General features: G+C 60.9%; 16 protein-coding genes. 8 read left to right on the top strand and 8 right to left on the bottom strand.

Annotation, left to right across the window (positions count from 1 at the left end; genetic code table 11):
• Positions 1 to 12 precede the first annotated feature (12 nt).
• Positions 13 to 2,361 carry a ribonuclease R gene (gene rnr, locus RCH91_RS13165; RefSeq protein ID WP_306535423.1) on the bottom strand — a complete coding sequence of 783 codons (2,349 nt, stop codon included), beginning with the start codon at positions 2,359 to 2,361 and terminating at the stop codon, positions 13 to 15.
• Positions 2,362 to 2,661: 300 nt separating this feature from the next.
• On the opposite strand from rnr, the gene RCH91_RS13170 reads away from it, so the two are divergent.
• From RCH91_RS13170 to RCH91_RS13205, 8 genes are all read left to right on the top strand, one after another.
• Positions 2,662 to 4,116 carry an efflux transporter outer membrane subunit gene (locus RCH91_RS13170; protein ID WP_306535424.1) on the top strand — a complete coding sequence of 485 codons (1,455 nt, stop codon included), beginning with the start codon at positions 2,662 to 2,664 and terminating at the stop codon, positions 4,114 to 4,116.
• 17 nt (positions 4,117 to 4,133) lie between these two features.
• Positions 4,134 to 5,267 carry an HlyD family secretion protein gene (locus tag RCH91_RS13175; protein WP_306535425.1) on the top strand — a complete coding sequence of 378 codons (1,134 nt, stop codon included), beginning with the start codon at positions 4,134 to 4,136 and terminating at the stop codon, positions 5,265 to 5,267.
• Positions 5,268 to 5,304: 37 nt separating this feature from the next.
• Positions 5,305 to 6,834 carry a DHA2 family efflux MFS transporter permease subunit gene (locus RCH91_RS13180; RefSeq protein ID WP_306535426.1) on the top strand — a complete coding sequence of 510 codons (1,530 nt, stop codon included), beginning with the start codon at positions 5,305 to 5,307 and terminating at the stop codon, positions 6,832 to 6,834.
• 11 nt (positions 6,835 to 6,845) lie between these two features.
• The gene (locus RCH91_RS13185) at positions 6,846 to 7,328 is read left to right on the top strand and encodes a universal stress protein (protein ID WP_306535427.1); all 483 of its coding nucleotides are present in this window, start codon (positions 6,846 to 6,848) and stop codon (positions 7,326 to 7,328) included.
• Positions 7,329 to 7,674: 346 nt separating this feature from the next.
• A complete protein-coding gene (locus RCH91_RS13190) occupies positions 7,675 to 8,286 on the top strand; it encodes a TetR/AcrR family transcriptional regulator (protein ID WP_306535428.1) in 612 nt (203 codons plus the stop codon).
• 213 nt (positions 8,287 to 8,499) lie between these two features.
• A complete protein-coding gene (locus tag RCH91_RS13195; protein ID WP_306535429.1) occupies positions 8,500 to 10,659 on the top strand; it encodes a transglycosylase SLT domain-containing protein in 2,160 nt (719 codons plus the stop codon).
• Between the two features lie 114 nt (positions 10,660 to 10,773).
• Positions 10,774 to 11,205 carry a MarR family winged helix-turn-helix transcriptional regulator gene (locus RCH91_RS13200; RefSeq protein WP_306535430.1) on the top strand — a complete coding sequence of 144 codons (432 nt, stop codon included), beginning with the start codon at positions 10,774 to 10,776 and terminating at the stop codon, positions 11,203 to 11,205.
• Positions 11,202 to 12,509, top strand: a complete 1,308-nt coding sequence (locus RCH91_RS13205; protein WP_306535431.1) for a TolC family protein — start codon at positions 11,202 to 11,204, stop codon at positions 12,507 to 12,509. The genes RCH91_RS13200 and RCH91_RS13205 overlap by 4 nt, the downstream gene beginning before the upstream one ends.
• 188 nt (positions 12,510 to 12,697) lie before the next feature.
• On the opposite strand, the gene RCH91_RS13210 is transcribed toward RCH91_RS13205, so the two are convergent.
• The 7 genes from RCH91_RS13210 to RCH91_RS13240 all read right to left on the bottom strand — a co-directional run bounded on the left by RCH91_RS13210 (position 12,698) and on the right by RCH91_RS13240 (position 17,379).
• Positions 12,698 to 13,354 (bottom strand): TPM domain-containing protein, encoded by a 657-nt coding sequence (locus tag RCH91_RS13210; protein WP_306535474.1) that lies wholly within the window; start codon positions 13,352 to 13,354, stop codon positions 12,698 to 12,700.
• A gap of 7 nt (positions 13,355 to 13,361) precedes the next feature.
• Positions 13,362 to 14,240, bottom strand: coding sequence for a YgcG family protein (locus RCH91_RS13215; RefSeq protein ID WP_306535432.1), 879 nt, complete (start codon positions 14,238 to 14,240; stop codon positions 13,362 to 13,364).
• An 11-nt stretch (positions 14,241 to 14,251) separates the two neighbouring features.
• Complete coding sequence (locus RCH91_RS13220) at positions 14,252 to 14,836, bottom strand: LemA family protein (RefSeq protein WP_306535433.1); 585 nt, start codon at positions 14,834 to 14,836, stop codon at positions 14,252 to 14,254.
• Complete coding sequence (locus tag RCH91_RS13225) at positions 14,833 to 15,150, bottom strand: SemiSWEET family sugar transporter (RefSeq protein ID WP_306535434.1); 318 nt, start codon at positions 15,148 to 15,150, stop codon at positions 14,833 to 14,835. Before RCH91_RS13225 ends, RCH91_RS13220 begins: the two co-directional genes overlap by 4 nt.
• Complete coding sequence (locus RCH91_RS13230; RefSeq protein ID WP_306535435.1) at positions 15,147 to 15,893, bottom strand: RNA methyltransferase; 747 nt, start codon at positions 15,891 to 15,893, stop codon at positions 15,147 to 15,149. Before RCH91_RS13230 ends, RCH91_RS13225 begins: the two co-directional genes overlap by 4 nt.
• 25 nt (positions 15,894 to 15,918) lie before the next feature.
• Entirely contained in the window at positions 15,919 to 16,542 is a 624-nt protein-coding gene (locus tag RCH91_RS13235) for a DedA family protein (RefSeq protein ID WP_306535436.1), read from the bottom strand.
• A gap of 99 nt (positions 16,543 to 16,641) precedes the next feature.
• On the bottom strand, positions 16,642 to 17,379 hold the full coding sequence (locus RCH91_RS13240; RefSeq protein WP_306535437.1) for a hypothetical protein: 738 nt from the start codon (positions 17,377 to 17,379) through the stop codon (positions 16,642 to 16,644).
• Between the last annotated feature and the right edge of the window lie 11 nt (positions 17,380 to 17,390).

Here is a 17,390-nt window from a genome sequence, read left to right on the forward strand (position 1 = left end):
TTGCTGCTTCTTTCACCGACGTCTTCTGCGGGGTCCCCCGCCCGTGCCGCCCCCCTTCGCGCCTCCCGTGCCGCCCCCCTTCGCGCCTCCCGCGCCGCCACCCTTCGTGCTCCTCCTGCCGCCTTCCTTCTTTTCCCCCTTGCCCTGCCTTCGCTCCTGGAGGGCCCGGGGGCGTTTCCCCGTTACCTGAACCCGCGGGTATTCCTCCGAGCCGGGCGGAGGCGCCGCACCAGGGCGCCGTTCGTGGAGTCCGGCCAGGACAAACTCGACCTGTTTCCTCTCGATATTCACCGCCGCCACGGTTACCCGTACCTTGTCGCCGAGCCGGTAGGTTTCCTTCAACCGCTCCCCCACCAGGGAATGCTGCTTTTCAACGTAGCGGTAGTAGTCGTCACGCATGGTGGAGACGTGGACCATCCCCTCAACGAAGAGCTCCACCAGCTCCACGAAGAGGCCGAAGGAGGTGACACCGGTGATGTAGCCGTCGAAGTCCTCCCCGATCTTCTCCCGCATGAACTGGGCCTTCTTGAGGGCCACGATCTCCCGCTCCGCCTCCATGGCGACCCGCTCCCTCCGGCTCGTCTGCCCGGCCGTCTCGGGAAGCGTCGTCTCCAGCCGCTCGATCTCCTTCTCCGTAATCTTTCCCGCCAGAAGCCCCTTGAGGATGCGGTGGACGACGAGGTCGGGGTAGCGGCGGATGGGGGAAGTGAAGTGGGTGTAGCAGCGGGCCGCCAGACCGAAGTGCCCCAGGTTCTCGTGGCTATAGCGGGCCTGCTTCATGCACCGCAGGAGCACCTGGTTGATCATCCGCTCCTCTGGCGTCCCTTCGGTCTCGACAAGGATCCGCTGAATCTCCGCCGGCTCCACCCGGTCCCCTTCCATCCGGAAGTGGAAACCGAAATTGAAGATGAATTCCTGAAAGTCGATGAGCTTTGCCGGGTCGGGGGGCTCGTGGACCCGGTAGAGGGAGGGGATTCCCTTCGCCTCGATGTGAGACGCCACCGCCTCGTTGGCGGCCAGCATGAACTCCTCGATGAGCCGGTGGGCCAGGTTGCGCTCGGCCTGAATGATGTCGATCGTCTCACCCTGGAGGTCAAGAATGATCTGGGGCTCCGGCAGGTCAAAGTCGATGCTTCCGCGCTTGCGCCGCTTATCCGTAAGGCGCTGGGCCAGCTCCCGCATGGCTTCCAGGTGGGGGACCAGTTCCTTGTGGGCTGCAATGGCCTCGGTGTCGCCGTCCGCGAGGATCTTTTTAACAATGGTGTAGGTGAGCCGGGCGTCGCTCTTGATCACGCTCGGATAGAAGGACGCCTCCTTCATGGTGCCGCTGCGGGTGAAGAGCATCTCGGCAGTCATGGTGAGCCGGTCCACCCGGGGATTCAGGGAGCAGATGCCGTTGGAGAGCTCCTCCGGGAGCATGGGGATGCAGCGGTCGGGAAAGTAGACCGAGGTCCCCCGCAGGTACGCCTCCCGGTCGAGGGGTGCCTCAGGCTTCACATAGTGGGCGACGTCGGCGATGGAGACCCAGAGGCGGATGTTTCCCCCCCGCTCCTTCCGGACCGCGACGGCGTCATCGAAGTCCCGGGCCGTCTCCCCGTCGATGGTGACGGTCACGATGTCCCGGAGATCGGTCCGCCCCTTCAGGTCCTTCTCCCCGATGGCCTGGGGCACGGCCCGGGCCTCGGCCAGCACGTCGGCGGGGAACTCGAAGGGGAGGTCATGCTTGGCAATGATGGTCCGGACCTCCACCTCAGGGTCGTCGGGGAACCCCAGGACCTCCACGATGCGCCCCTCGGGCCTGCGCTTCTCCGTCGGATAGGCGGTGATCTCGGCCACAACCACCTGCCCCCCCCTGGCCCGGCCGATCCCCTCCCGGGAGATGACAATCTGCTGGCTGATGCGGGTTTCGTCGGGGACCACGACCCCGAACCCCTTGAGCTGCTCGAACCTGCCCACAACCCGGGCCTGCCCCCGCGCCACGGTCCGGACGATGCGCCCCTCCTTCTTCCCCCCGGCCTTGAAGGTCTCGATCCGCACCTCCACCGTGTCGCCGTGCATGCTCCCGGCAAGGGCCCGGGCAGGAATGTAGACATCGTCCCCTCCACCCTCGGGAATGACGAAGCCGTAACCGTCCGGGTGGCATGAGAGACGCCCGGTCACGAGGTTCTCCCCTTCAGCCAGGGCATAGCTGTTCCCCTTGAGCCGCACCAGGTGCCCCTCGGAGACGAGCTTGTCCACAAAGTCCTTGAAGCTCTTGCGCTCCCCCTTGGTCACCCCGAAGGCCTGCATCAAATCCCTAAAGGGGGCCGATCCGCCCCGCTCGCGGATCGCCGCCAGCACCGTTTCCCGATTCCGTTTCATGGCAAGTCCTTTCCCGTTGTCCAGCGCACGGGGCTACTATGCACAGCCCTGCCGCGGGTGTCAATGCGTATACATACTCGCTACTGTCCAGTTAACTGTTGAATAAACTCAGCCTATTGCTGCCTGCGACGGCTGGATTTCCCTGGTAGTTTCGCATTCAGCGATGAATCGGGCTCTTTCTCCACCAAATTGATTCGTGACCCAGTGGAATTTGCTGGTGAGTTTTGTGGCTTGACATTACCTTTTTAATTCTGTACCGTACGGTACAGTTTTAAATCAAGAGCGTGGGAGAGCTTATAGATGATTCTTGAATCACTACCGTCCACATCGTCTCCAAAACGGCTGATTATCACCATCGCGTTGCTCGTGGCGACAGGCCTTGGCGGCTGCGCCATGCTTCCGGAAACCGGCCGGCTCCACAGCATGAAACCTTCTTCCGACTATCAGACCACAGCATCATTTTCAGCACCCGCCGGCAATTGGCCGGCAGAACGCTGGTGGCAGTCGTATGGCGATCCTCAGCTCGTCACATTGATTGACGAGGCAATGCGCGATTCGCCGGACATGGCCGCGGCAGCGGCACGCATGCGCCGGGCCGAAGCATACATCAAGGTAGCCAGATCCGCCCTGATTCCGCAGGTAAGCGCCAATGCCTCGGTGACTGAGCAGAAGATCAGCTACAACCACCTGATTCCCCGATCCCCAGCCTCTGACGGCTGGCAGGATTACGGGCTGGGAACGATCAACCTGAATTGGGAGATCGATTTCTGGGGCAAGAACCGTGCGGGGTTGGCGGCGGCCACCTCTCAACTGGAGGCGAGCCGTGCCGAGGCAGCTCTGGTGCGGCTGAACATCGCGGCGGCCATTGCCATGAATTACTCGGATCTGGCCGGGCTCCATGCGCTACGGGATACCGCCGCCCGTACGGTGGATATCCGCGGCAAGACGGTTGAACTTTTTGCGGAACGATTCGCCAACGGCATGGAAACCCAGGGGAGCGTCAGTGAGGCCAAAGCCCGACTGGCCGGAGCCGAGGGTGATCTGTTCGCCATCGACGAGCAGATCGGCCTGACCGGTAACCGCCTGGCTGCCCTGGCAGGCGCCGGGCCGGACCGGGCACTTTCCCTGCAGCGTCCGACGGTCAATCTTAGCAGTAATTTCGGGGTGCCGGCAGAACTGGCGGCAAACCTGCTGGGGCGACGCCCGGAGGTGATCATGGCGCGTCTTTTGGCCGAAGCTCAATTGCACCGCATCGATCAGAAAAAGGCAGAGTTCTATCCCAACGTCAACCTGGCCGCCTTCATCGGTGTGCAGTCGCTGGGGCTGAACATGCTGACAAAAGCCGGATCGGATATCGGCGGGATCGGACCGGCCGTGTCGCTGCCGATCTTCACTGCCGGCCGCCTGCAGGGTGAACTTCGCGAACGGTCCGCGACCTATGACGAGATGGTTGCCAACTACAACGCAACGGTCACCCATGCCCTGGAAGACGTTGCCAATGCAGCCCTCAGCATCAAGGCACTGGCACGACAGCTGGAGAAAGGGGAGGAAGCTGTCACGCAAGCGGCTGAGGCGCATCGGGTGGCTCGCAATCGCTACGAAGGGGGACTCGCCAACTTTATCGAAGTCCTGTACGCGGAAGATGTCCTGCTGAACAATCAGCGTATCCTCACCAGCCTCAAATCCAGGGCACTGATACTGGATGTCTCCCTGCAGCGCGCCCTTGGTGGCGGATACCAGCACAATACTATTTAACAGGAGAAGATGCCGTCATGCCTGACACTGCCAAATCTGTTCCCACCAATGTAACCAAGACCAATCGCCGCAAGAAACTGCTTATTACGCTTGCGGCGGTCGTTGCCATCTCGGCTGTAGGCGCCATGGCTTACCGGCTATTGTACAGCTCCAACTTTGTCTCCACCGATAACGCCTATGCCGCGGTCGAGGTTGCCCAGGTGACCCCATCGGTCGGCGGGACCATCAGCGAGGTGCTCGTGACCGATACCCAGGCCGTCAGGAAAAGGGACGTTCTCGTCAGGATCGACCAGACCGACGCCAGGCTCGCCCTTGCCCAGGCGGAAGCCGACCTGGGGCGGGCGATCCGACGCGTCAAGGGTTTCATGGCCAATGACAGCAGCCTGAATGCCCAGATCACGGCCCGGGGGGCCGATGAGAAACGTGCAGATGCCCAGCTCCGTTCGGCTGAAGCTGATTTCGAGCGGGCCGAAATCGACCTGAAACGCCGGAAAGCATTGTCGACATCCGGTTCGGTATCCGGCGATGAACTCACCCGCGCCCAAAACGCCTTTGCCGCCGCCAAGGCCAGCCTGGACGCCACTCGGGCCGCCATTGCGCAGGCCAGGGCAAACCGCAGCACCGCAATCAGCTCTCGCGAAGCCAATGCCGTTCTCATTGCCGGCACGACCGTGGACACTAACCCCGAAGTCGCGCTGGCCCGCGCCCGCCGCGACCAGGCCGCGGTCGACCTGGAGCGGACGGTGATACGGGCACCGGTCGACGGCATTGTCGCCAAACGCCAGGTACAGGTCGGCCAGCGCGTACAGGCCGGCATGCCCCTGCTCTCTGTGGTCCCCGTGCAGGAAATGCATGTGGATGCCAACTTCAAGGAAGTTCAGCTCAAAAAGGTCCGTGTCGGCCAGCCGGTCACGCTCCACGCCGATATTTACGGAAAGTCGGTGACCTACCACGGTTCCGTCGAAGGCTTTTCGGGTGGCTCGGGAGCAGCCTTTTCCGCCATACCGGCCCAGAACGCCACCGGCAACTGGATCAAGGTAGTGCAGCGCCTGCCGGTACGCATCAAGCTCGAACCGGCTGAATTGCAGAAGAACCCGCTCAAAGTCGGTCTTTCCATGACGGCCAGGATAGATACTCGCGGCAAGAACTGAACAGGGACACATTATGCATCACGATTCATCACCAACCATGCCGGTCAACGGCGATACGCAGCTTTCCGGCGGCATGCTCTGGCTGGCGGCGGTCATTCTTGCAGCAGCCAACTTTATCGCGGTCCTCAACATGACGATCGCCAACGTTGCGGTGCCGAACATCGCCGGAAGCCTGGGGGCGACCGTGAGCCAGGGCACCTGGGTCATCACCTCCTACGCCGTAGGCGAGGCCATTACCGTACCGCTGACGGGCTGGCTGTCGGCACGGTACGGGGCGGTACGGGTCTTTGTCTGGGCGATGGTGTTCTTCGGCATTTTTTCTCTCGTGTCGGGCCTGGCCAATTCGCTGGGGCTGCTGGTGGTCGCCCGCATCTTTCAGGGCTTTTCCGGCGGGCCGCTGATGCCGCTGTCGCAAACGTTGCTGATGCGGATCTTCCCCAAGGAAAAAGCAGCCGCGGCCCTGGGGTTATGGTCGATGACGACCCTCGTGGCTCCGGTGCTGGGCCCCATTCTTGGCGGTTATTTCTGCGATGAATACAGTTGGTCATGGATTTTTTTCATCAACCTGCCGGTCGCTTTCGCAGGAGGATTCTTCGCCTGGCAATTATTGAAACGTTATAGCGAACCCCTGGTTCGCAACCCCATCGACCGGGTGGGCCTGGTCCTGCTCATCATCTGGGTCGCGTCACTGCAGCTCATACTGGATGAAGGGAAGAACCTCGACTGGTTTGCCTCCAGTAAGATCGTTGTCCTGGCCATTATTGCGGCCATCACCTTTGCCGCCTTCATTATTTGGGAACTCTATGAGGAGCATCCCGTAGTCGACCTCAAGGTTTTCCGCCATCGCGGATTTACCGCCTGCGTGCTGACCATCAGCCTGGCGTTTGCCGCCTTCTTCGGGGTCAGCGTATTGACGCCGCTCTGGCTGCAGAATTTCATGGGATATACCGCTACGCAAGCCGGCCTGGCCACGGCCGGCACCGGGCTGGCCGCGTTTTTCGTTGCCCCGCTGGTGGCCCAACTGACAACCAGGGTCGATGCCCGGAAACTGGTGTTCGGCGGCGTCATCTGGCTCGGAATCGACACCCTGTGGCGTACCGTGGCCACCACCGACATGACCTTCTGGAACATCGCCATCCCCTTGGTGTTTCTGGGATTCGGCCTGCCGTTTTTCTTCATCCCCACGCAAGGATTGGCCCTGGCCAGTGCCGAAGAGCGCGAAATGGACTCCGCCGCGGGGCTGATGAACTTCCTGCGCACCCTTTCCGGCGCCTTTGCCACCTCCGTTGTGACCACCACCTGGGCCAACCAGATTACGCGCAACCACGCCGAGCTGGTGGGGCTCGCCGATAGTGACCGAAGCGTGCGAACCATGCTTGAGAACTCGGGCGCCCCCGACGATGCGGTGAATCAGGTTATCGACTACGCAATTACCGGCCAAAGCGTCATGCTGGCCACCAACCAACTGATGTGGGCCATCGGTATCACGTTCTTTATTGCAGCTTCGGTTATCTGGATTGCGCCCAAGCCGAGCCGGGTTGTGGACCCGTCAGCCGGCGGGCATTGAGGAGGGTTTCCATGTTCAAGCACATACTTGTTCCAACCGACGGTTCTCCGCTTTCCCAGGAGGCTGTCACCCGCGCCGTTTCATTCGCCAGGGAAGCCGGTGCCCGTATCACTTTTTTCTGTGCCGTACAACCGGCTCCCAAGATGTACTACGGTGCGGGGGCCATCTTCGATACGCACACATTCGCCACGTTCCGCGAAAAGATGCTTGGCACCGCCAATGACATTCTGGATGCAGCCGGAAAGATTGCCGAGAAAGCGGGGGTTGAGTGCGGCACGGTGGCTCTGGTCAGTGAAGAACCCTATGAAGCCATCATCGAAGCGGCCAGCAAGAACGGATGCGACCTGATTTTCATGGCTTCCCATGGGCGCCGCGGCATCAGTGGATTGTTGCTCGGCAGCGAGACCCAGAAGGTACTTACGCACTCGACCATCCCGGTGCTGGTACATCGCTCCGGTTACCGTGAACTCCCGGTTGACAAGAACAGGGATTGAATGCCGCAGGAGTCGGCATTCTCATGCTTGGTGCTTGCTATGGAAACTTCCAGATTGTTGTTATACAGCGTGATTGCTCTTATCGTCCTGCTCATCTTTTACGTCATCCTTACTGCCGAACCATCTCAAGATTTCCCGACAAACATCATCCATCTGCTGTTCCGGCATTGACTTATCATATGGTATCGACAATCCTGTTGAAAATTATCGTATTCGGAGCAATGGTTTGTTGGGCCATAGTCGCGGTGATTTGTTTTCTGCCCCGCAGGAAATGAACATTCGAAGCAGATTTATGGCACAACGACCGTGTCGCTCATCCAAATACATAAGGAGAAACCACACGAGCATGGCAAAAAAATCCGACACAAAACGGCAACATATTCTCGCGGTGGCGGCAGAGGCTTTCCAGGAGTATGGGTTCGAGCGGACCTCGATGTCAGAAATCTGCGCCCGGGTGGGCGGTTCGAAAGCGACGCTCTACAATTATTTCTCGTCCAAGGATGAATTGTTTTTTGAGGTGATGACGCACTCCAATAACACTGAATTCGAGGCAGTCTTCCTTACGATAGATCCTGCCGCGAAAGATATAGCCGCATCACTGCGTGATTTCGGCAGACGTTGGCTGACGTTTCTATACTCGCCAACCGTTAGGGCAAATCGACATTTGGCTATCTCTGTGTCTGGCCGAAGCGATCTTGGGCGGCTTATGTTCGAGCGCGGTGTACTGCGCGGGCAGGATCTTGTTGCAGACCTCTTAAGGACGTCAATGGGACTTGGCAGGCTCCGGCAGGCCAATCCGGTTGTCGCGGCATTGCATCTGCTCAGCCTGCTGGAGTCCGAACTCATGGAGCGTTTCCTGTTTCAACTCCTCGGAGAAGTCAGCGAGAAGGAGATCAAACACGTTACTGATCGTGCCATTGATGTTTTCATGGCAGCCTACGGTCCACAGGAGGGTTGATTGATTTAAACCATGGTAACCTTTTGCAGCAGACTCATGGGTATACGGATTCAAGCAAACAGCCCCCTGCATTTCATTGCCTCTTCATGGTTGATTTTTGCCGGGGGGTACGGGTAGTATGGGTCAAACGCCGGCATGAAGCACTCTGGCCGGCTTTTTGCTCACCGAACGTATCTGCCCCATTCCATTTTTTTCCGTGAAGGTCCAATGCCCATGCCCCACCGTTTGATGCTTGCCACGGCCCTGCTCCTCTGCCTGGCGGTTTCCGCCTCTTCCCAGAATCTCACCCCTTCACTGGACGTGAAGCTGGCCAATGCAGCCCAGCGGCTCAAGCTCAAGGACTACCGCGGAGCGCTGGACAGTGCCAAAGGCGCGGCCGACACGCCGGAGAAGGACCTGATAGCCGGCGTCGCAGCCTACCGCCTCGAAGAGTGGGCCGAAGCCGCCGATCTCCTCGGCAAGGCGGCGAAGGAGCTCCCCCTCGTGGCCGACTACACCCTCTTCTGGCAGGCCGACGCATTCTACCGCACCGCCCGGTACGACGATGCCCTTGAGACCGTGAAGCGCCTGCTCCGCGACTGGCCCGAGAGCCCCCTTGTCCGCCGGTCCCGTATGCTCCAGGCTGATATACTCTTTGCCCGCAAGGATCTGAAGGATGCTCAGGCAGCCTACATTCGCTTCGTGGAGATCTACCCCTCGGGGAGCGACTCCATTACCGCCATACACCAAGCGGCCCGCTGCCGGGAAGGGCTCGGCGAAGCAGAGAAAGCGGCACAGGAACTGCGGGGCCTCTGGCTCGCCTACCCCGCCTCGCCGGTGGCCGAAGATGCCGAAGAGAACATGCGTGAGCTGGCAAACCGCGGGTTCGCCGCCGCCCCCTACACCGCCGATGAGCTCTTCAAGCGGGCCAACACCCTCTACAACCTCGGCCGTTACCAGCAGGCGGTCAAGGCCTTCGACGCCGTCCCCCTTTCAGACCAGCCGGCCGATTTTGTCGCAAAGGTCACCCTCAAGAGCGGCCAGGCCCTCTACAAGGCCCGCCGACGCAAGGATGCCGAGCTGACTTTCGCCCGACTCGTCAGGCAGGAGCTGAAGCCGGCCCTGGCCGAGGAAGCCCGTTTCTGGCATGCAATGGCCCTGGAGCGGACCGGCAGAAGCGAGGAAGCCTTCGCCGCCTACCTTTCTGTGGCCGGGGCCGTGCCGCCAGGCGAGCTGGCAGATGATGCGCTTTTGGAGGCCGCCTTCATCCGCAAGTTCCAGGGGCGGTATCAGGAGCAGTATGTCCTCCTCGACCGGCTCCTGGCCGTCACCACCGATGCGAAGCTCCGGCAGCGGGCCACATGGGAGGCGGCGTGGGCCCTGTATGGAATCAAGGATTTCCGGAGTGCTGCCAAGGCGTTCGAGAACCTCCACTCCTCCCCAGACTACCGGGAGCGGGCTCTCTACTGGCACGGCCGCGCCCTGGAGGCGGCCGGCGAGAAAGATGGGGTCACAGCAGCCTTTGCCCGTGTCCTTGAGGAGTTTCCCGTCTCCTTCTACGGCCGCCAGGTCCGGGCAGCGCTGAATATCGAAGAGCAAACCCCTTCTCTCGCGGCCGAACCGGCAGCCTTGTCCCTGCCGATACCTGCCGGGTTCGAACGGATCAAGCTCCTCATCACCGTCGGACTCCATGACGAGGCCCGGAGGGAGCTTGCCGCCATCCGGAAGAAAAACGGCCTGAAGCAGAAGTCTCTCCTGGGAGTGGCGCGCCTCTACCAGGAAATGGAAGACTTCAACTCGGCAGCGGCCATCTACCGGGGGAGCATCCCCAGCCGGGTCGACAGCGACTCCCTCACCCAGTGGGGGCTCCTCTACCCCAAGGCCTACCGGGATGCAGTGACGCGCCAGGCCGCGGACCACGGGGTAGCCGAAGAGCTCATCTACGCCGTCATCAAGGCAGAGAGCACCTTCTCGCCAACCGTCGTCTCCCCTGCCGGCGCGGTAGGACTCATGCAGCTCATGCCGTCCACCGCCAAGGCCATGGTGAACGCCAACGGCACCAGCATCTCCACACGCCTCACCGACCCCGGCTTCAACATCCGCCTCGGGGTGCGCCACCTGAAGGGACTGCTCCAGCAATACAATGGCAGCATTGTGGCTGCCGTGGCCGCCTACAACGCCGGCTCCACCCCCGTGGACCGCTGGCGCCGCACGCTCCCCTACCAGCGCGATGACGAGTTCATCGAAAACATCCCCTATCCCGAGACCCGCGAGTACGTGAAGAAGGTTCTCGCCAATGCGGAGATGTACCGCACCCTCTACCGGCCAATCCCCGAAAAGGAGCCGGCAACCGTGATGCAGAAGGCAGATTCAGGCATACGGAATCCGGAATAAGGACTTTCTCTGATTCTCGCGCCGCACTTCTGCCATCCATTATGGCGCCTAAATTGACAGCATACTGACTGTCCGTATAATGACCTCATTCCCGGCATAGCGAGGAGAGACTCCATGTACGATATCGAGAACAGCATCGGCTTTCTACTCGCCAAGGTCTACCAGCGGGGGTTCGGGCTCTTCAAGGAACAGCTAGACCGCTACGACCTGACCCCGCCCCAGTTCAGCCTCCTCGCCTTTCTCTGGATCGAGGACGGCCTCTCCCAGACCTGTCTCTCCCAGAAAACCCAGGTTGACCGGACCACCATCGGCGGACTCATCGACCGGCTCGAAAAGCTCGGCCTTGTGAAACGCCTCCCCACTCCGCAGGATCGCAGGGCTTACCGCATTTGCCTCACCAAAAGAGGGAAGAAACTGGAGTCTGAACTGTGCGCCATCTCTGCCCAGGTGACGGAAAAGTTCCTCTCACCCATTAGCATCGAGGAACAGAGCGCCCTGCGCTCCATCCTGAATAAACTGCGCCAACACCCGGAGGGTTCGCCATGAAGGGAAAACAGAACGCGCACATTCCTCAATCAGCTGTATTCAGGGTTATTCTGGGCGCAGTCGCGGCCCTCTCCCTCGTGGCAACGGCGGCAGCGGAGACACTCTCCCTCGAAGAGTGCCTCCGCAGGGCGGCCGCCGGCAACTACTCCCTGACCGTCACGGCCCATGACTCGCGGATCACCGCCGAGAATACCGCCCAAGCCAAAAGCGGCTACCTCCCCCGCCTCGATTTCCAGGGGGGATACACTGTCCAGGCCGCACCCCAGGCCGTCAGTATCCAGGATCGCGAGGTGGAGACCCAGGACGCCACCTACGGCTTCTTCGGCCTCACGGCAACCCAGACCATCTACGACTTCGGCCGCACCGCCTCCCGCACCCGGAAGGCGTCGCTCCTCCAAGAGGCGGTGGCCCACTCCTACAACGCCCGGGAAAAGGATGTCTTCCTCCAGGTGGTGGAAGCATACTACGGGATACTCGAAGCGAAGAGAGTCCTCGGCGCGGCCGACGAGGAGATCGTTCAGCGAACCGACCACCTGCGGGTTGCCCAAAACCTCTACGAACAGGGGGTAGTAACACGAAACGACCTTCTCCAGGCCGAGGTGAAGCTGGCCGACAGCCGGCAGAGACGTCTCGCGGCGGCAAACCTCATGGATAACCGCTGGCTCTTCCTCAACTATCTCACGGGACGCCCTCTCCCCTTCCGGGCCGACCTGGAGGAAAAGGAGTCCCCGGCGCCCCTTCCGCCAACTGAAACAGCTGAAGAGAAGGCCTTGGCGAACCGCCCCGAACTCGCCTCTCTCACCAAGACGGTGGAGGCAGGAGAAGCAGAGGTTTCCGAGTCTCGGGCCGGCTACTACCCGGAGCTCTTCGCCAAGGGAAGCATCGACTATATGGACAACAGCAAGGTGCGGGAGCAGGCCATCTACGCTGCAACCGTGGGGCTGCGCGTCAACCTTTTCGACGGCTTCGCCACCACGTCGCGGCACCGCCAGGCGGTGGAGAACCTGGGAAAGCAGCGCGACAACCTCCGCCTGGCACGTGAGCAGATCCGCCTTGAGCTGGCAACGTCGCTGAACGATGCCCGGGTTGCCGCCGAGCGGATCAGGACAGTGGAAACGGCAATCAAGCAGGGGGAAGAAAACCTGCGCATCAACCGCGACCGCTATCAGGCACAGGTGGGAACCGCCACCGACGTCATCGACGCCCAGACGCTCCTCACCCAGATCAGGACCGACTATTTCCGGGCCGTCTTCGACTTCCAGGTGGCGGCAGCGCGGGTCAGAAAAGCAATGGGGGAACTGTAGGCATGGCCGTGGAAGAATCAAACCGCCGACAAGGCATCCCTGGCCGCCATCTACGGCATGGTCCAGCGCCAGGCGGGGATGCTCGCCTACAACCATATTTGTTGGATTGACGTTTCTTGGCGTGATGCCGTGCCGTTCCTGCTCCTGCTTAGAAAGCAGAAAATAGGCGCGGGCACTGAAGGGGTGCACTAAGGAGAAAGGCGCTCGGTGAGAATCTCGTCCCGCAACTCGTTCCTGTCGTCGGCCCTGCGAGGGAAATGTCTGGCGAGTTCGGCACTGCACCCGGCAATGACCGTGCAGAGGGTTTCGCAGGCCCGCCCCTCCCGGAGCCCCCCGGCAAGTTGAGCGGCCAGTTTCTGCCAGAAATCGGGATTAATCTTTTCGTTGATCCCCCGGTCACCAAGAATCCAGACTTTGCGCTCCAGAAGAGAGATAAAGATGAGGATGCCGGTTTCCTCGCGGGTCCGGTAGAGCTCCTTTTCGTAGAAGGCCCGCACCGCCCGCTCCCGCACCGCTTCGGCGACCCTGCGGCGCCCCGCGAAGGGGAGCTTCAGACGCGGCACGAGGCGAAAGAGATACCAGGAAGGAAAATAAATCAGGATAACCAGGGGGATGTACGACCAGATGGTCACATGGTGAATCACCACGGCAATCATGACCGACAGGAGCCCTGACAAAAGCACCGCGCCGAGAATCTCCGCCTCCCGGTAGCTGTCGCTGGAATCTACGACCATGGTGGCAATCTCCCCCGAGGTAATCCCTTCGGCCTGCGCCACCGCGGCCCGGACCCGTTCCTGCTCCATTGGGGAAAAAAACTCCTCAGCCATTTTCACGCCTTCCCCCATGCCCGTATCACCAGTCACCCGACGCGCCGCCGCCGCCGAATCCGCCGCCGCCACCGGAGAAGCCTCCCCCCCCCGATGACCAGCCGCCGCCGAATCCACCGCCTAAACCGCCGCCATACGTGGTCCCGCCCCAGGGGCTCCCTCCTCCCCGTCCTCCTCCGCCCCCACCAAAGAGGAACGTCAGGAACATGCCGAGGAAAAACCCTGCCACCGCCAGCCCAGCAAGGGCCACCACCCCAAGTCCGGAAAAAGTGAGCGCGGCCACCAACGGCAGCCCCGCTGCCCCGGCCAGACCGCCAAGGACCCGCGAAAGCGCTCCGAGGACGATGCAGGCCACTCCAAGGAAAAAGAGAAGACCTACCAGGGGTGGGGCGCTCCTTTTACCCTGCTGGAGATCCCGAGGTGTGGCAGTGTACTCCCCCTTGACCGTGGCCATGATGGCAGCAACGCCGGCCATGACGCCTCCGTCAAAGTCCCCCTGCTTGAAGCGGGGCGAAATCTCGCCACGGATGATCCGTCCCGAGACGAGATCGGTAAGCGTTCCTTCGAGCCCGCGACCCACCTCGATCCGCACCTTCCGCTCCGCTTTGGCAACGAGAAGGATGGCGCCGTTGTCCTTTCCCTTCTGCCCGATCAGCCACGCCTCAGCGACCCGGATCGCGAATGTCTCCAGGTCATCCCCCTCCAGGGACGGCACCGTAAGGACCACGATCTGGGTCGAGTCGCTCCGCTCAAAGCCGGAGAGGGTCTCCTCCAGCTGCTGCACCGTCCCGGCGGAGAGGATGCCTGCGTAGTCGTTCACATACCCGCGCAGCTGCGGCACATCTAGGGCCGAGGCCAGAGCCGGGAGCAGCAGTATTACTATGGCGAGGAGGAGGCGTTTCATTCAGTCCACGGTTAGAACTTGATCTTGGGTGCCGTCTTTGCCCCCTCTTCAGCCTTGAAGGGTTCCTTGCGCTCCAGATGCAGAAGGAGCTTGTTGGTGAGGCTGTTGGGGAAGGTCCGGATGCTGGTGTTGAAATCCTGCACCGCCTTGTTGTACCGGGTGCGGGCCACGTTGATCCGGTTTTCGGTCCCTTCCAGCTGATTCTGGAGGTCGAGGAAGTTCTGGTTCGCCTTGAGGTCCGGATACCGCTCCACCACCACCATGAGGCGTGAGAGGGCGCTGGAGAGCTCCCCTTGGGCCTGCTGGAACTTGGCAAAGGTCTCGGGATTCGAGAGCATCTCCTTCGACACTTGCATGGAGCCAACCTTGGCCCGGGCCTCGGTCACCGCCGTGAGGGTTTCAGCCTCGTGCTTTGCGTACCCCTTCACCACCTCCACAAGATTGGGGATCAGGTCGGCCCGCCGCTGGTAGGTTGCCTCCACGTCGCCCCAGGCGGCAAAGACCGCCTCTTCCTGTGCCTGCATGACGTTGTAGCCGCACCCGGTCAGCCCTGAGAGCGTGAGCGCGGCAAGCACGAGCAGTATGATCCGTTTCATAGGTCCTCCGCTTGATTGGTTTGTCCTAAAGGATACTCACTGTCCACCCCGTTGTCACCCCTGCGATAACAAAATTTCATCGCGATCAGGATGCCGTTGCAGGCGATGGAGAAGATATTGGCAGCAATGAGGGGAATGTCCCCGATAATGACGCCATAGGCGAGCCAGAGAATCATCCCGACGACCAGGATCACCGGCTGCCAGACCGAGATGTCGCGCACGCGCTTGGTACGGTACGCCCGAGCCACCTGCGGCACCACCGCAATGCTCGTGACCGCGCCGGCCACCAGTCCCAGCACCGTTTCTCCATTCATTGTCCCTTTTTCCCCTTGAACTGGTCGGCGGCCCAGTCGATCTGGGTCATCATGCCGCGCAGGATGGCGACCTCACGGTCATCCAGCTCGGCCCGGGAGAAGATGCGGCGCACCGTCCGCATGAGGTGGGCCGGGTTCTGGGGGTTGAGGAAGCCGATCCGCAGGAGGGTGCGTTCCATCTGGCCGAAGAGGGCCTCCTGCTCGGCGCTGCCGGCCAGGGACCGCGCGTCCCCCTCCACTGGTCCATCACCCAGTCCCCTGAAAAACTCATAGCAGAAAATCATCACCGCCTGGGCCAGGTTCAGGGAGCCATACTCAGCAGAGGTCGGGATGGTGGCATGCCACCGGCAGAGGGAGAGCTCGTCGGTGGTGAGGCCGCTGTCCTCTCGGCCGAAGACGAGAGCCGCCCGGTTGCCGGCCAGGTTCGCGGCGATCTTCTCCACGATTTCCCCCGGAGAGTAAATCTCCTGCCGGTACTTGCCGTGGCGGCGGGTGGTGGCCACGGAGAGCTCGGTGTCAGCCAAGGCATCCTCAAGGGATGGAAAGACCCGAGCCGCCTCCAGGAGATCCTTGGCGGAAACAGCGAATTTATATGCCTCAGAATGGTCGAGGGAGCACCCCTTCACGATGCGGAGCTCAGCCAGCCCCATATTCTTCATGGCCCGGCAGACCATCCCCACGTTCCCCGGGCTCTGGGGTTCCACGAGCACAACCGCAATCCTGTCCTTCATTGAATCGGTCATCGAATTCTCCAGTACAGCACAATGCTCACTCATTGCGGGATTCCCGCCCTTCCCTCATCCTCTTGAGCCTCGTTCGGGCCGGTTTACGCCTGAACCAGGCGAGGACGAAATGGGAGAGCCACATGCAGAAGATCAGGCCGGCGAGAATCGCCAGCAGGTGCATCTCGTAGCGGCTCACATCCTCCACGAACAGCGAGGCGCTCTTGCCGAAAAAATAGCCGGCCAGCGAAAACACCGATGCCCAGAGAAAGGCGCTCGCCAGATTGAGCCAGAGGAAGCGGGCCGCGGGAAAGGTCGTCATGCCGAGAATGATCGGCAAAATGATCCGGAAGCCATAGGTATAGCGGGAGACAAAGGCGACGAAGGTCCCGTACTTCTCAATGAGCCGCAGGGCCTTGCGGAACTTGCGGGCAATGAGGGTGAACATCTTGAGGAGCCACGGCCCCTTCCAACGCCCGAGATAGAAGTAGAACTGGTCGCCGAGAAACGCTCCCCCGAAGGCCGTGGCGATCACGCCAGGGAGATAGAGATAACCCTGAAAGGCCAGGAAGCCGGCCAGGATGAGACCAGCTTCCCCCTCCAGGAAGGTCCAGAGGAAAAGAACCCAGTAGCCGTGATTTTGCAGGTACTCACCGAACAGGTGGTGCATGCAGCCCCCGAGCATCGGCGGAACAGCCTATTCGCCGGTCCGCAAATGAGAAAAGGGCTTTGCAGCCCTTTTCACGAATGGGTTGTCGCAAGTTGCCCGTTAACGCAGAAGCTTCAAGAGGTAAACGAATGTTCCCCCCACCGAAAACCCCGAAAGGAGACCGGCATAGTCATGCACCATGACCGAGAAGTTGCGGCGTCCCATATACGAGTCGGGGACAACTCCCCCCAGGTTCTGCATGATGATCCGCCAGTCCGCATCCCAATTGTAGACCTGGAGATAGAGCTCCGCACCCTTCCAGAGGAAAATGGTGATAAAAACAATACCGAAGCCGATGAACCCCTTGGCAATGACCGAGTCGCGAATCTGGGCGTAAATTTTCCGGACCATGTCGAGGTTGACCAGGGAGAGGAACACCCACGTGGTATTTTCGATCATACTGATGTTGCGGAGCACTGCGTACTGGGGCTCCGGGTTGATGAATACGAAAATAACCGAGGCTGCGACAACACCAAGTACCGTCAGATAGACCGCTGTCTTGGAGCCGCCGATCTCCAGGGTGCGGCTGAAGATGTAGTACTCCTGGAACCCGTGGGTCATGACCATGATCGAGACGGTACCGATGATGTAGTGGATGGCCTCCAGTTGGGTATAGGCAGTCCACGGCATATCGAGGGCCTTCTCAATAACGTAAAGCTGGCTCAGGAAAATGAGGAAGAACCCCATCGAGATACTGGTCCAGACCCGTGCGTTCCCGATACTGAAGTAGAAACTGATGCATCCCGCCAGGAACCAGAATGCTATCTGTACAAGGTCAACTGTGGTGATGTCCGCCATTGTCCCCCCAC

It is taken from the genome of Geobacter sp. (assembly GCF_030834625.1).
Taxonomy (GTDB): Bacteria; Desulfobacterota; Desulfuromonadia; order Geobacterales; family Geobacteraceae; genus Geobacter.